The sequence below is a fragment of the Streptomyces scopuliridis genome (assembly GCF_042790125.1).
Classification (GTDB): Bacteria; Actinomycetota; Actinomycetes; order Streptomycetales; family Streptomycetaceae; genus Streptomyces; species Streptomyces scopuliridis_A.
Genome location: NZ_JBHTZS010000046.1, coordinates 1 through 14,176 on the forward strand (window position 1 = coordinate 1; position 14,176 = coordinate 14,176).

Annotated in this window: 10 protein-coding genes; 5 read left to right on the forward strand and 5 right to left on the reverse strand. The window is 72.5% G+C overall.

Features of this window, described 5'->3' with window-relative positions:
• The first annotated feature begins 113 nt into the window (after positions 1 to 113).
• Positions 114 to 1,661 (forward strand): bifunctional transcriptional activator/DNA repair enzyme AdaA, encoded by a 1,548-nt coding sequence (locus ACFRKB_RS36590; RefSeq protein WP_383110958.1) that lies wholly within the window; start codon positions 114 to 116, stop codon positions 1,659 to 1,661.
• Positions 1,662 to 1,670: 9 nt separating this feature from the next.
• On the opposite strand, the gene ACFRKB_RS36595 is transcribed toward ACFRKB_RS36590, so the two are convergent.
• Positions 1,671 to 2,663, reverse strand: a complete 993-nt coding sequence (locus ACFRKB_RS36595; protein ID WP_383110928.1) for a helix-turn-helix domain-containing protein — start codon at positions 2,661 to 2,663, stop codon at positions 1,671 to 1,673.
• A gap of 328 nt (positions 2,664 to 2,991) precedes the next feature.
• Between ACFRKB_RS36595 and ACFRKB_RS36600 the strand changes: the two genes are divergently transcribed.
• A complete protein-coding gene (locus ACFRKB_RS36600; RefSeq protein ID WP_383110929.1) occupies positions 2,992 to 4,479 on the forward strand; it encodes a protein phosphatase 2C domain-containing protein in 1,488 nt (495 codons plus the stop codon).
• A gap of 111 nt (positions 4,480 to 4,590) precedes the next feature.
• Positions 4,591 to 6,333, forward strand: a complete 1,743-nt coding sequence (locus tag ACFRKB_RS36605) for a pyruvate dehydrogenase (protein WP_383110930.1) — start codon at positions 4,591 to 4,593, stop codon at positions 6,331 to 6,333.
• A 75-nt stretch (positions 6,334 to 6,408) separates the two neighbouring features.
• On the opposite strand, the gene ACFRKB_RS36610 is transcribed toward ACFRKB_RS36605, so the two are convergent.
• Positions 6,409 to 9,516 carry an alpha-mannosidase gene (locus tag ACFRKB_RS36610; RefSeq protein ID WP_383110931.1) on the reverse strand — a complete coding sequence of 1,036 codons (3,108 nt, stop codon included), beginning with the start codon at positions 9,514 to 9,516 and terminating at the stop codon, positions 6,409 to 6,411.
• Between the two features lie 240 nt (positions 9,517 to 9,756).
• Here ACFRKB_RS36610 and ACFRKB_RS36615 point away from each other — a divergent pair, with 240 nt between their 5' ends.
• Complete coding sequence (locus ACFRKB_RS36615) at positions 9,757 to 10,149, forward strand: ATP-binding protein (protein ID WP_193563969.1); 393 nt, start codon at positions 9,757 to 9,759, stop codon at positions 10,147 to 10,149.
• 167 nt (positions 10,150 to 10,316) lie between these two features.
• Here the strand turns inward: ACFRKB_RS36615 and ACFRKB_RS36620 are convergent, their stop codons facing one another.
• Both ACFRKB_RS36620 and ACFRKB_RS36625 read right to left on the reverse strand, forming a co-directional pair.
• Positions 10,317 to 11,375, reverse strand: a complete 1,059-nt coding sequence (locus ACFRKB_RS36620; protein WP_383110932.1) for a DUF2637 domain-containing protein — start codon at positions 11,373 to 11,375, stop codon at positions 10,317 to 10,319.
• A gap of 210 nt (positions 11,376 to 11,585) precedes the next feature.
• Positions 11,586 to 12,434, reverse strand: coding sequence for a (2Fe-2S)-binding protein (locus ACFRKB_RS36625; protein ID WP_383110933.1), 849 nt, complete (start codon positions 12,432 to 12,434; stop codon positions 11,586 to 11,588).
• A gap of 116 nt (positions 12,435 to 12,550) precedes the next feature.
• Here ACFRKB_RS36625 and ACFRKB_RS36630 point away from each other — a divergent pair, with 116 nt between their 5' ends.
• Positions 12,551 to 13,321: a GntR family transcriptional regulator gene (locus ACFRKB_RS36630; RefSeq protein ID WP_383110934.1), complete on the forward strand. Its 771-nt coding sequence runs from the start codon at positions 12,551 to 12,553 to the stop codon at positions 13,319 to 13,321.
• Positions 13,322 to 13,359: 38 nt separating this feature from the next.
• Here ACFRKB_RS36630 and ACFRKB_RS36635 read toward each other — a convergent pair whose 3' ends face one another.
• Entirely contained in the window at positions 13,360 to 14,127 is a 768-nt protein-coding gene (locus ACFRKB_RS36635; protein ID WP_383110935.1) for an enoyl-CoA hydratase/isomerase family protein, read from the reverse strand.
• Between the last annotated feature and the right edge of the window lie 49 nt (positions 14,128 to 14,176).

Below are 14,176 nucleotides of genomic sequence, written 5' to 3' on the forward strand. Positions count from 1 at the left end.
GCGTACGGCCGTACGCCCGGCGCCCGTACGCCCCGGGGCCGCGGGGCGCCCGGAATGCGGCGTCCGAAATCCGCCAGTCCGGTGGGGCCGGCCGTCGCACACTGGAAACCGTGATGGACGAGGAGACGAGATACGAGGCGGTCGCCAGCCGCGACGCGCGGTTCGACGGCGCGTTCTTCTTCGCCGTCGAGACGACCGGGATCTACTGTCGGCCGAGCTGCCCCGCCGTGACCCCGAAGCGGAAGAACGTACGGTTCTACCCGACCGCGGCCGCCGCCCAGGGCCACGGCTTCCGTGCCTGCCGCCGGTGCAGGCCGGACGCCGTGCCCGGCTCCGCGGAGTGGAACGTACGCGCCGATGTCGTCGGCCGCGCGATGCGGATGATCGGTGACGGGATCGTGGACCGGGAAGGGGTGCCGGGGCTGGCCGGGCGCCTCGGCTACAGCGCCCGGCAGGTGCAGCGCCAGCTCACCGCCGAGCTGGGCGCCGGGCCCGTCGCCCTCGCCCGTGCCCAGCGGGCGCACACGGCGCGGGTGTTGCTCCAGACGACCGGGCTGCCGGTCACGGAGATCGCGTTCGCGGCCGGCTTCGCGAGCGTGCGCCAGTTCAACGACACGATCCGGCAGATCTACGCCCGTACCCCCAGCGCGCTGCGCGCCGAGTCGGGGACGGGGACGGGTACCGGGGCGCGAGCCGTGGCCGGGGCGGGCACCCGCACCCTCACGAGGGCCCCGGATCCGGCCCCGGCGCTCTCCCCGGACGCGGCATGCCGTACCGACCTGCCGCGTCTCACCGGCATCCCCCTGCGGCTCGCCCACCGAGGCCCGTACGCCGCGCGCGAGGTCTTCGACCTCCTCGCCCGGGAAGCGCTCCCGCACACGGAAGAGGTGACCGGCGCACCCGGCGCCCGCACCTACCGCCGTACGCTACGGCTGCCGCACGGCCCCGGCTTCGTCTCCGTGGACGAGGCCCGGCCGGCCGGCGACCCACGCGACGCACGCGCCCGGAGCGGCTGGCTGGAGGCGCGGATCCACCTCACCGAGCTGCGCGACCTCACCACCGCCGTACAGCGGCTGCGCCGGCTCTTCGACCTCGACGCCGATCCGTACGCCGTGGACGAGCGCCTCGGCGCCGACCCGCGGCTCGCCCCGCTCGTCGCGGCCCGGCCGGGGCTGCGCTCGCCGGGCGCCGCCGAACCGGAGGAGTACGCGCTGCGCGCGCTCGTCGGCCACGCGGCGGCCGGGCGGCTCGTCGAGCGGTACGGCGAGCCCGTGGACCGCCCCTGCGGCCGGCTCGACCGGCTGTTCCCCGAGCCGGCGGCGCTGCGCGACGACCCGGTGGCGGGCCCGCTCGCCGCCGCGCTCGCCGACGGCACCGTACGGCTCGACCCGGGAGCGGACCGCGACGAGGCCGAACGGGCCCTGCTGACCGTGCCCGGAGTGACCCGCGGTACGGCGGCGCTGATCCGGATGCGGGCGCTGGGCGATCCCGATGTGGCGCCCGAGGGGGAGGGGGACGACGAGGCGTGGCGGCCGTGGCGGTCCTACGCGACGCGGCATCTGCGTCTCCGCGCGGAGGACACCGGTCACCGCGTGCACGACACCGTCCACCCCGGCACCGTTCACCCCGGCCTCGTCCACCCCGGCCCGGACTCCGTGTGACGGCCGGGCTCAGGGCCGGTGGCCGCGTGCCACCCAGCCCCTCTCGTAGGCGTGCCAGCCCAGCTGGAGACGGGTCGTCACCCCGGTCAGCTCCATCAGCCCCTTCACCCGGCGCTGTACGGTGCGCAGCCCCAGATCCAGCTGTTTGGCCACGCTCGCGTCCGTCATGCCGGCGAGCAGCAGGGACAGGATCTCCAGATCGGTGGCGTCAGGGCCGGGCAGGCCCAGCTCCGTGACCGCGCCGTCCGCGCCGAGCCTGAGCGGCAACGCCTCGCGCCACACCACCTCGAACAGCTCCATCAGCGACTCCAGCAGTCCGCTGGCGTGCACGACCAGGGCCGCCGGTCCGGCCTCACGGCCCGTCAGCGGCACCATGGCCAGGGCGCGGTCCGCCACCACCAGCTTCGTCGGCACCCGCTCGGTCACCCGGACCTGCTCGTCGCGGCCGAGCGCGGCGGAGAGTTCGGTGATGCCGGCGGGCAGCGAGAGCACCTCGCGTTCGAGCACCACCCGGTACGCGACCCCGCGCGCGGCCGCCCGCTCCTCGGCCTCGTTCTCCATCCCGGTCACGACCACCGGCCGGCCGGTGACCAGGGCACAGACCTCCTCACTGGCGCCCAGCTGCAACTGGCGGAACCGGTGGGCCACGGCGCTCGCGCCCGTCACCACCTCGATCAGATCGTGCACCGCCGGCTCGGTGGCCTCCGCGCGGTACTCCTCCGCGAGCAGTACGGCGGCCAGTTCGGCCTGTTCCAGCTCATGGCGGTGCTGGGTGAGGAGCGCGCCGAGCGCGACGGCGGGCGGCGCGGCGACCCACCGTCCGGTACGGGACGAGGACTGCGCGGCCAGGCCCTGCCGCTCCAGCCGGCGCAGGGCCCGTTCGGTGTCCGGCTCGGGGAGTGCGAGCCGATGGGCCAGATCCGCCACTTCCGCCGCGCCGATCGCCACCAGCGCGCGGTACGCGGACTCCTGTCTCTCGTCGAGACCTATCGCTCCCAGCATCCCTGCCAACCCCTCCCTGGACACCCGCGCGGCCTCCCCGGCCGCACTTTTCCGCCACGGCGCCGTGGCGGAAACCGGCCACGGCGTAAACCCGCCGCACCCATCATCCCTGTACAGGCCGTCTGTCTGCCAAGGTGGCGCCATCACAGCTGCAACAGACCCGGTCATATTCCCCGTGGGTATGCGTGACCGGCTCTGCTCGAATCTGTGAATGTCCGCCGGGCGTCCTTCCCGTGGGGGGTGGGGTCGCCCGGCGGACTCCGTGTTTCTCTCGCTCTTTTTCCCGGCGCCCCGTTTTCGCGCCCCCGGCGCGGTCGACAATAGGGTCATGAGCCAGCAGGGGGAGAGGCCGGCCGGCGGCGACTGGTGGGCCCGGCTGTACGACGAGTCCACGCCGGACACCGGACCCGACCCGGCGGCGGGTGACACGCTCGACGACCGCTTCGACTCGGCGGCGGACGCGGTGGCGGGCGCGGGGGTGGACTCGGCGCCGGACGCCATGGGCCGGGTGGCGGACGCCGTGGCTCCGGAGCAGCCCCGGTCGCAGAGCCCCGTCGCCGGGGAGCCGTGGGAGCCATGGGAGCCGGCCGTTCCGTACGAGCCCGGCGACGCGATACCGCTGCCGGGCGCCACCGCAGAGTCGCCCCCGCCCCCGCCCCCGTCTCCGCCGACGCCCTCGCCCCGGCCTCCGGACCCGCGGCGGCCAACTCCCGTAAGCCCCACGCCCCGTGAGCCCGCCGCCACGCCCGGTCCGCCCGCCACGCCCGCCCCGTCTGTCTCGTCTGTCCCGTCTGTCCGCGTCACCCACGTGGGCGACAGGCCGCCCACGTACGATCCCGAGCCCGCCGCCCTGCCCGCCGCGCACGCCGACCGGCTGGACGAGATCGTCGCCGACACCGTCCTCGACGGCGCGCGCTACGGGACGTACACCCTGCGCGCCATGTCCGTGCGGGGCGACTCCGCGCGCTACCGCGGCGAACCACGCCGCGACGCCCTGCTGACCGCCCGCTTCGGGGACGGCGCCGACGCGCTCGTCCTCGTCGCCGTCGCCAGTGGCGCCCGCGCCGCCGAAGGACCCCCTCGCGCCGCGGCGGAGGTGTGCCGGTGGATCGGCGGCGCCGTCGGGCGCAGTCACGGGGGCCTCTCCGCGGACATACGGGCGGGCCGCAGGGGCGACCTCAAGTCCGGGCTGCACCGGCTGACCGACCGGGTGTTCGGCAGGCTCCGGGCCCGCGCCGCCGAACTGGGGCTGCCCCCGGGGCAGTACACCGCCGGCCTGCGCTGTCTGCTGCTCTCCGCCGATCCCGACTGCCGCACGCGCGTGTTCTTCGGGGTCGGCGACGGCGGCCTCTTCCGGCTCAGGGACGGCGCGTGGCAGGACCTGGAGCCGCCCCTCGCCGAGCCCGCCGCGTCCACCGGCCCGCCCGTGACCGGTTTCGGTTCCCCGCCCGCCGAGACGCCCGGGGGCGACCGGCTGACGATGGATCTGGCGATCACGAAACCCCCGTCCCCGTATGCCACCTCGCCGCACGGCACCTCCCCGCACGCCCCGTCCCCGTACGCCGAAGAGCCGCCTCCGCCGCCGCCCGAGCCGTTCCGGTTCCGCGCCTCGGTCGCCCGGCCCGGCGACACCCTCCTGCTGTGCAGCACCGGGCTGTCGGAACCGCTGCGCGGCGAGCCCGCGCTCGCCCGTGAACTGGCCGACCGGTGGGGCCCGGCCGCCCCACCGGGTCTCGCCGGATTCCTCGCGGACACCGGACTGAGGGTGAAGGGTTACGCCGACGACCGCACGGCGGTCGGCGTCTGGGAGGCGTAACCGCGCCCGGCATGGGTTGATGGACACCGGACAGGGCCGGACGAGTACGTCCGGACGGAGCGGGCCCTCACCGGCGGGGCCCCGGCGGTCCACCGGAAAGGGTGCGCATCCATGGCCAAGCAGAGCGTGGCGGAACAGTTCGTCGACCTCCTCGTCAAGGCCGGCGTCCAGCGGCTGTACGGAGTCGTCGGGGACAGCCTCAACCCCGTGGTCGACGCCATCCGCCGTACCCGCGCGATCGACTGGATCCAGGTCAGGCACGAGGAGACCGCCGCCTTCGCGGCCGGCGCCGAGGCCCAGATCACCGGCAGGCTGGCGGCCTGCGCCGGCTCCTGCGGCCCCGGCAATCTGCATCTCATCAACGGCCTCTACGACGCCCACCGCTCCATGGCGCCCGTCCTCGCCCTCGCCTCCCACATCCCGTCCAGCGAGATCGGCCTCGGCTACTTCCAGGAGACCCACCCGGATCTGCTGTTCCGCGAGTGCAGCCACTACAACGAGATGATCTCCAGCCCGAAACAGATGCCGCGCCTGGTCCAGACGGCGATCCAGCACGCCATCGGACAGAGCGGCGTCAGCGTGGTCACCCTGCCCGGCGACATCGCCTCCGCGCCCGCCCCCGACAAGGCGGAGGAGCACGCGCTCGTCACCTCCCGGCCGTCCGTACGCCCCGGCGACGCGGAGATCGACACGCTCGCCCGCATGATCGACGAGGCGGACCGGATCACCCTCTTCTGCGGCAGCGGCACGGCCGGCGCGCATGCCCAGGTGATGGAGTTCGCCGAGCGCGTCAAGTCCCCTGTCGGGCACGCCCTACGGGGCAAGGAGTGGATCCAGTACGACAATCCGTACGACGTCGGGATGAGCGGACTGCTCGGCTACGGCGCCGCCTACGAGGCCACCAACCAGTGCGATCTGCTGATCCTGCTCGGCACGGACTTCCCGTACAACGCCTTCCTGCCGGACCATGTCAAGATCGTCCAGGTCGACATCAGGCCGGAACGCCTCGGCCGCCGCTCGAAGCTGGACCTCGCCGTCTGGGGGGATGTCCGCGAGACCCTGACCTGTCTGACGCCGCGCGTACGGGTCAAGACGGATCGCTCGTTCCTCGACAAGATGCTGAAGAAGCACGCCGACGCGCTGGAGGGCGTGGTCAAGGCGTACACCCGCAAGGTCGAGAAGCATGTCCCGATCCACCCCGAGTACGTCGCCTCCGTGCTGGACGAAGTCGCCGACGCGGACGCCGTGTTCACCGTCGACACCGGCATGTGCAATGTCTGGGCGGCCCGCTACCTCACGCCGAACGGACGGCGCCGTGTCATCGGCTCGTTCAGCCACGGCTCGATGGCGAACGCGCTGCCGCAGGCCATCGGAGCGCAGTTCACCGACCGGAAGCGGCAGGTCGTCTCGATGTCCGGGGACGGCGGATTCTCCATGCTGATGGGCGACTTCCTCACCCTCGTCCAGTACGACCTGCCGGTGAAGATCGTTCTGTTCAACAACTCCTCGCTGGGCATGGTGGAGCTGGAGATGATGGTGGCCGGGCTCCCGTCGTACGGCACGACCAACCACAACCCGGACTTCGCCGCCATCGCCCGCGCCGCCGGCGCCTACGGGGAACGGGTGGAGAAGCCCCGGCAGCTCGCGGGCGCGCTCAAGGACGCCTTCAAGCACAAGGGCCCGGCGCTGGTCGATGTCGTCACCGACCCGAACGCGCTGTCCATCCCACCGAAGATCAGCGCCGACATGGTGACGGGCTTCGCGCTCTCGGCCAGCAAGATCGTCCTGGACGGGGGAGTGGGCCGCATGGTCCAGATGGCACGCTCCAACCTCCGGAACATGCCCCGGCCCTGATCTCTCGCGGCTCGGTACGCCTCGGGGGCGCGCCCTGCGCGGGCGCGCCCCCTGTGTCTCACTCGCCGACGCGCTCTACGCGGGCGTGAGCCGCAGCGTCAGGATCTGGAACGGCCGCAGCCGCAGCCGCAGCCCCTCCTCGTCCGTCTCCGCGTCGTGCAGCGGCCGTTCCAGCAGATCCGTCACCCGCGCGCCGATTACCGGGAAGCCGACCCGCAGCGTCGCCTCGGCCCGGCCGCCGGCCGACTCGTAGAGCCGTACGATCACATCCCCGCTCCGGTCCTCGGCGAGCTTGACCGCCTCCACGGTCACCGCCGGGTGGTCGACGTTCACCAGCGGCAGCTGCTCCGGCGCCGGTGCCACGCGCAGCGGCAGATTGAGCGCCAGACCCTCCCGTACGGTCTCCTCCACCGTCCCGCCGGGCAGCAGGGCGTAGCGGAAGCGGTGCGTGCCCAGATCGGTCTCCGGGTCCGGGCTGTGCGGGGCGCGCAGCAGCGTCAGCCGTACGGTCGTGCCGAGCCCGTCCGCGTGCGGCGCCCGGGTCACATCGTGTCCGTAGGTCGAGTCGTTGAGCACCGCGACGCCGTAGCCGGGCTCCGCGACCCGCAGCCAGCGGTGCGCGCAGATCTCGAACCGGGCGGCGTCCCAGCCGGTGTTGTCGTGCGTCGCCCGGTGCACATGGCCGAACTGCACCTCGGCGGTGGACCGTTCGGCGTGTACGTCGAGCGGGAACGCGGCCTTGAGGACCTTCTCCGACTCCTGCCAGTCGACCTCGGTGACGATGTCGACGCGCCGGGTGTCGGCGGTGAGCCGGATCTCCTGCGTGATCCGGGACGCCCCGAACGTCCGCACCACCCGTACCGCCGCCCTCAGCGGCCCCTCCTCGATCAGCTCGACGGAGTCCGCGTCGGTCAGATCGGTGTGCCGGCGCCGGTAGTGCCGGTCGATGTCCCAGGCGTCCCACTGATTGGGGTGGTCGGGGTGCAGTTGCAGCAGATTGCCCCGGCCGCCGGGCGCCAGCACCTCGCGGCCCGCGACGAGATCGCGTACGGAGGCCAGCAGGCCGTCCGCGTCGATGACCACCTCCAGCTGCTGATTGCGCAGCGTGAAGCCACCGTTCGCCGACACGGCCGTCACGGGGGCCGGCGCGAGCGGGGTGAACGTGCCCGGCGCCACCGCCCTGACCAGGGCCGGGGCGAGTACCTCCCCGTCGGACAGCGGCTGGGTCAGCACGCCCTCCGCCACGTCCGAGGCGCGGGCCGCGATGACATCGCGCCGGGCGAACGGGGCCGCGTTCCACACCCCCACCGCGCTGTTGTCGCCGCCCAGCGCCGCCAGGGCGTCCCCGATGAGGCCCGTCAGCTCGTCCCGTACCGCCGCATAGGTCGCGCGCGCCTCGCGGTGCACCCAGGCGATCGACGAGCCCGGCAGGATGTCATGGAACTGGTGCAGCAGCACCGTCTTCCAGATCCGGTCCAGCTCCTCGTACGGATACGCGTACGGAGCGGCGCGGCCACCCGCGTGCAGCGCCGCCGCCGTCGCCCACAACTCGGCCTCCCGCAGCAGATGTTCGGCGCGCCGGTTGCCCTGCTTGGTCTTGGCCTGGGTGGTGTACGTGGCGCGGTGCAGCTCCAGATACAACTCGCCCGACCAGACCGGGGCCTTGTCGCCGTACTCCTCCTCGGCCGCCGCGAAGAAGGCCGCCGGGTGCTCGATCTCGACCCGCGGCGAGCCCTCCAGGGACTTCAGCCGCCGTGCCCGCTCCATCATCTCGCGGGTGGGGCCGCCACCGCCGTCACCCCAGCCGAACGGCACCAGCGACCGGGACGCCCGCCCCTTCTCGGCGAAGTTCCGCTCCGCGTGGGCCAGTTCGGAGCCATGGAACTGCGAGTTGTAGGTGTCGACCGGCGGGAAGTGGGTGAAGACGCGCGTGCCGTCGATGCCCTCCCACCAGAAGGAGTGGTGCGGCATCTTGTTGGACTGGTTCCAGGAGAGCTTCTGGGTGAGGAACCACTTCACCCCGGCGAGCTTCGCCAACTGCGGGAAGGCCGCCGTGTATCCGAAGGAGTCGGGCAGCCAGATCTCCTCCGTCTCGACGCCCAGCTCCTCCAGGAAGAAGCGCTTGCCGTGCACGATCTGCCGGGCCAGCGCCTCACCGCCGGGCATATTGGCGTCCGACTCCACCCACATGGAGCCCACCGGCGCCCAGGTCCCGTCCGCCACACTCTGCTTGATCCGCTCCCAGATGTGCGGCTGGTGGTCCCGCACCCAGGCGTACTGCTGCGCCTGCGAGCAGGCGAAGACCAGCTCCGGGTAGTCGGCGGCGAGCGCCGTGACATTGGCGAAGGTCCGCGACGCCTTCCGTACGGTCTCGCGCAGCGGCCACAGCCAGGCCGAGTCGATATGGGCGTGCCCCGCCGCCGAGATCCGGTGGGCACTCGGGGACGCGGGCCGGGAGAGCGCCTCCGTCAGCTCACCTCGCGCGGCGGCGGCCGTGCCCGCCACATCGTGCAGATCGAGCGCGTCGAGCATGGACTCCAGGGCGCGCAGGATCTCATGGCGCCGTGAGCGGTCCGTGGGCAGCTCGCGCATCAGCTCCGTGAGCACCTCGACATCGAGGATCAGATGCCAGACCTCCTCGTCCAGAACGGCCAGGTCGGCGGCGGCGAAGCGGTAGAGGGGACGGTCGCCCGCGGTCGGTACGTCACCGAGGAGCGTCGGCTCGAAGTCATGCAGGACGGCCGGGTTGGCGGCCGCCTCCAGCAGCAGCTGGACGGGCTCGCCGCCGGCCGCGGGCGCGGCGACGGGGATGTGCCGGTTGCGCGGATGGATGCCCTTGAGCGGCACGCCCGCGGCGTCGTACACCAGCCCCTCGGCCTGGAAGCCGGGCCCCTCACCGGTGAATCCCGGGTCGATGACCACCTCGACGGCCCGCCCGTCCCAGGACTCGGGGACCACGCCCTCCAGCCGGAACCAGCTGGTGGACCAGGGCGAGCCCCACTCCGTACCCGTCGTGAACGGCTCGTAGGAGCCCTGGAGCGCCTGCCCCACCGGCACCGGCTCGCCCGGCGCGTGCCAGACGGAGAGCGAGAGCGGCTCCCGGGCCGCGTACTGCGCGGGACGGATGAACTGGCGCAGCGCCCGCTCCAGTCGCCCTTCCACCAGGGATCGGTCGTCGTGCATCGGTGCTCCTCGCTCCTCGGGATCGGCTCGCGCGGTTTCACTCCCCCCTCACTTCCCCGGGCAGTCCTCGCGCACCCGTCGTGCTCCCGTCGCGCGCCGTCTGCCCCTACTGCGGCGATCAGGTGATGAACACCATGAGTGGTCCATTCCGGGTGGGGAATGCATCTCCTGTACACATTCGAGCGTGGGGCCGGTCCGGAGCAGCGGGGAGAGGGACGTCATGAGCGGGGGGACAGAGTGATGAGAGGTCTGCGGCGCAGAGTGGGGGGCGCCGATCTCGCGGCCGTCCCCGAAGTACGCCACGCGCTACGGGAGATGCTGCGCCATTGGCAGGAGAGGGACTCGGCGGCGGTGGCGGAGCTGCTGATCAGCGAGCTGGTCACGAACGCGCTGGTGCACACGGACGACGGTGCCGTGGTCACGGCGACCATCGCGGACTCCCGGCTGCGCGTGGAGGTACGGGACTTCGTCGCGGGTGTGCCGACGCCGCCCGCGCCGGAGCGGCCGGTGCCCGACGACGCCACGCACGGCAGGGGGCTCGCGCTGGTCAGGAGCCTCGCGGACGACTGGGGGATACGGGCGAGGCCGGTGGGCAAGGTGGTCTGGTTCGAGCTCAACGGCGAGGCGGCGTAAGGGCGGTGAAGGACGGCGCGGGGCCGGAGAGAACAGCGGACCGGCGCGACGGCAGTCCGTCACACCGGTCCGAGTGCTGTTCCCCCGAGGTCGCGTCGGCCCGGCCGTGCGCGCCAGTCCGACCAAGCGCGTCAGCCCGATCGAGCGCGTCGGCCGAGCGGCCCGCGTCAGCCGAACTGCTTCTCCAGATCCTTGAGTTTGCGCTCCAGGGAGTCGAGCCTGGGCAGCGCCATGGTGTCGTCCTCCGCGGTCAGGTCCACCGTACGAGGGGGCTCACTGGCCTTCACGGGCTGAAGGGAGAGCCGGGAGTGCTGGTTGAGCTGGCCGGGCTCCACTATGGCAGGCTCCGCGGCGGCTTCGACGGCCGGCGGCGAGCCCGAACCCGAGTTCACCGCGGGAAGGGCCACCTGACGGCCGCCACGCGCCCGGCCCCAAGCCCGGTGCTGACGGTTGAGCGCCTTGATCTGCGCGCGGTCCAGCTTCTCCTGCTCCCGCCGACGGTGCCGGTTGTGCTCCTTCTGGCGACGGTCCTCGCGTACCTCGTCGACCGCCTCGTCCAGCGTACGGACGCCTTCGAGCAGCATCAGCGACCAGGCGCCGAAGGTCTCACGGGGTGCCCGCAGCCATCGCACGATCCGGATCTGCGGCAGCGGACGGGGGACGAGACCCTGCTCGCGCAGCGCCGCACGGCGGGTCTGCTTCAGCGCGCGGTCGAACAGGACCGCGGCCGAGAGGGACATGCCGGAGAAGAACTGCGGGGCGCCTTCGTGGCCGAGGCCCGTGGGCGCGTGCACCCAGTTGAACCAGGCGGCGGCACCGGCGAACGTCCACACCAGCAGCCGCGAGCCGAGGGCCGCGTCGCCGTGGCTGGCCTCGCGCACCGCGAGCACGGAGCAGAACATCGCCGCGCCGTCGAGACCGAACGGGACGAGATACTCCCAGCCGCCGCTGAGACCGAGGTTCTCCTGGCCGAAGCCGACCAGGCCCTTGAACGAGAGCGCGGCGGCGACCGCCGCGCAGCAGAAGAGGAGTGCGTAGGAGGCGATGCCGTAGATCGCTTCCTTCCTTCTGCGGCGCTCCTCGCTGCGTTCCCAGGAATCCTCGACGGGTGCGGCCTTGTCAGCCGCGCGCTTGCCGCGCGCGAACACCGCCGCCGCCACCAGGACTCCGACGAGCAGGACGACGCCGGGAAGCAGCCAGTTCAGCGATATGTCTGTCAGTCGCATGCGGTGTTCCTTGCATCGCAGTAGGGCGTTTGGGACGCCATTTTGGCGTAAGTGCGGTGACGCTCAGGGGGTTTCGGGACAAGAGAACACCAACGAGGCGGAGCAGCACGTGAAGAGGCACAAACGGCTGACACCGCCGTTCGGCAGGTGGCTGTCATGTTCGATTAATATCACCCCTGCGGGTGGCGTGAGACCGAGGGTGACGTGGGGTCAGGCGCCCACGGCGAGCTTACGAACCCGGTCGTTGTCGCAGGTACGAGGACAGGTGACACAGGTGTCCTCGGGCCGCAGCGTGTAGAAAAGGCAGCAACTGGCCCGGTCACGGGTCGGCAAAGATTCGCCGTCCGGTCCGGTCAGCTCACGGAAACCCGCCGTACCGACATACGGCGCGGTCGTGCCCGGCATCAGCCGCTCCAGCTCCGCCATCGCGTGGCGCTCCTCGCCCAGCAGATGGGCGATGTACCAGAGGCCCTCGACGATCTCGTCGGTCGCCATCCCCCACAGCGCCCGCCGGCCGCGCCGCATCCGCGGGGCGAAGCCGTCGAGGACCGGTGCGAGATGATCGGCGACGGCCGCCCGTACCTCGGCGCGCAGGGCCTCCTCGTCCGGGACGACGCGGGCGCCGGGCCGTGTCGCGGCGGGGTCGTCCGGCAGACAGGCGAACTCATCGATCCGTACGGTCATCCGGCCCAGCGCCCGCTGGAAGGAGACGGCCTCGACGGGCAGCCGGGGCACCCTGCGGTGCAGGAACCAGGGCACGGTCATCAGCAGACAGGCCGGCCAGGCGTACCGGTGGAAGGCGAAGCCGGCGACCACATCGGGGCGCGCCTCCTGCCCGTAGTCCCGCCGCACCCGCGCCTCGTCCCAGGCGAGGAACGCGTCGAGGGCCGCGCCCCCGGCGGCCAGATCCGCCGCGCTCACCCAGCCGCCATCGGCCGGAGGCCGCTCACTCCCGGTGAGCTGGTCGATGCGCAGCGCGGGGAACACCTCGGCGAGACGGGCGTACGCGTCCGTCACGGGCGAGGCGAGGAGGCCGGGCAGCAGCGTGGGCAGGGTCATGCAGGGGACCACCGAATCGGGATCGTTTGCAGGTAAGCCTTACCTTACCCGACGTGATCGGGGTTTGAACTGCGGTCCGGTCGGCCTATCGTGCACTGCGAAGGAGGTGGACCCGAGTGGAACAGGGCAGAGCGCGCGACGCCGCCGTGCCGCGGCCGTACGCGCCGGAGACGTCCGGGGCGTCGGGAACGTCCGAGGCGGCGGCCCCCGGGTCCCGGCGGGTGCCGGAGCAGGTGCGCGGCGAGCACACGCACGGTGAGCCGCCGGTACGCCGTCATTCCGTACGCGGACAGATCCTCGACGCCCTGCGTACCGCGCTCGTCAGCGGTGAGCTGGCGCCCGGTGAGGTCTACTCCGCCCCTGTGCTCGGCGAGCGCTTCGGTGTCTCCGCCACTCCGGTGCGCGAGGCCATGCAACGGCTCGTGCTGGAGGGTGCCGTCGAGGTCGTGCTCAACCGCGGCTTCCGCGTCATCGAGCGCAGCGCCCGTGAACTGGCCGAGCTGGCCGAGGTGCGCGCCCTGCTCGAAGTGCCGGTGATGCTGCGGCTGGCCCGTACCGTGTCCGCTGAACAATGGGCGGAACTGGCCCCGTTGGCGGAGGCGACCGGCGCCGCCGCCGCTGTCGGGGACCGCGCGGCGTACGCGGAGAGCGACCGTGCCTTCCACCGCGCGCTGCTCGCTCTCTCGGGCAACCGGCAACTGGTCATGGTGGCTGACGATTTGCACCGCCGCTCGCAGTGGCCGCTGGTCAGCGCCCCGGCCGTACGCCGTGCCGATCTGGTCGCGGACGCGGCAGAACACTCGGCGCTGCTGGACGCGTTGATGGCGCGGGACCTGCCGGTGGTGCAGTCGCTGATACGGGAGCACTTCACGGGCGCGGCCGGCTGAATCCGCTCTGATTCGCCGGCGCCACCGGTCCGCGGGCGTCAGCGATAGCGGGTGGCAGCCGCCGCCGCTGTCAGCGCCGAGGTCATCAGCTCCGGGTCGAGGAGGGTTGTGTCCGCGAGACGGTTCGCGCCCCCGTACGCGTTCAGCATCACCTTGGCGGTCCGCAGCGCCGCCGGGGACCTGCGGACCATCGGCCTCACCCACTGCTGGACAGCGTCGTCGAGTTCTTCCACCGGGACGGCCTTGTGCAGGACGGACAGCTCCACCGCCGTCGCCGCGTCGAAATTGTCACCGGTCAGCAGCAGCTCGCGGACCCTGGCCGCGCCCGCCTCCTGCATCAGCCGCGGCAGGGCTCCTCCCCAGGCCGGAGGCATACCCAGAGCGAGTTCGGGCATACGGAAACGGCAGTCGCCCGCCCCTGCCCTCAGATCGCAGAACACGGCGAGAGCGAGCCCCGCGCCTATGACACCGCCGTGCAGCCGGGCGATGGTGACCACATCGGCCGTCGCGAGCGCGTCGCAGACCCGGCGTGCTTTCCTGCCCAGGACGCGAAGGCTCGCCCCGCTGGGGTCCGCGGCCAGGAATTCGGCGAATTCCGCGCGGTCGCCGCCGAGGCAGAAGTCTTTTCCCGCGCCGGAGAGGATCAACACCCGGATTCCGGGGTCGTCCTGAAGGGCGCCCAGTACGGAGAGCAGTTCGTCCAGAAGCGTCCCCGACACGGCATTGCCGGTCTCGGGGGAGTTCAGCTCCACCCGCAGCACGGGCCCTTCCTGAATGACCCGGAGTGCCTTGAACTCTTCCATCACAAGCTTCCCTGAATTGGCGTCAGTTCCCACTGTGCTACGTCCCTTTATG

Coding starts and splice junctions, on each gene's coding strand:
- ACFRKB_RS36595 (WP_383110928.1), bottom strand. CDS start 2,663: ATGCTGGGAGCGATAGGTCTCGACGAGAGACAGGAGTCCGCGTACCGC.
- ACFRKB_RS36610 (WP_383110931.1), bottom strand. CDS start 9,516: ATGCACGACGACCGATCCCTGGTGGAAGGGCGACTGGAGCGGGCGCTG.
- ACFRKB_RS36615 (WP_193563969.1), top strand. CDS start 9,757: ATGAGAGGTCTGCGGCGCAGAGTGGGGGGCGCCGATCTCGCGGCCGTC.
- ACFRKB_RS36590 (WP_383110958.1), top strand. CDS start 114: ATGGACGAGGAGACGAGATACGAGGCGGTCGCCAGCCGCGACGCGCGG.
- ACFRKB_RS36625 (WP_383110933.1), bottom strand. CDS start 12,434: ATGACCCTGCCCACGCTGCTGCCCGGCCTCCTCGCCTCGCCCGTGACG.
- ACFRKB_RS36600 (WP_383110929.1), top strand. CDS start 2,992: ATGAGCCAGCAGGGGGAGAGGCCGGCCGGCGGCGACTGGTGGGCCCGG.
- ACFRKB_RS36605 (WP_383110930.1), top strand. CDS start 4,591: ATGGCCAAGCAGAGCGTGGCGGAACAGTTCGTCGACCTCCTCGTCAAG.
- ACFRKB_RS36620 (WP_383110932.1), bottom strand. CDS start 11,375: ATGCGACTGACAGACATATCGCTGAACTGGCTGCTTCCCGGCGTCGTC.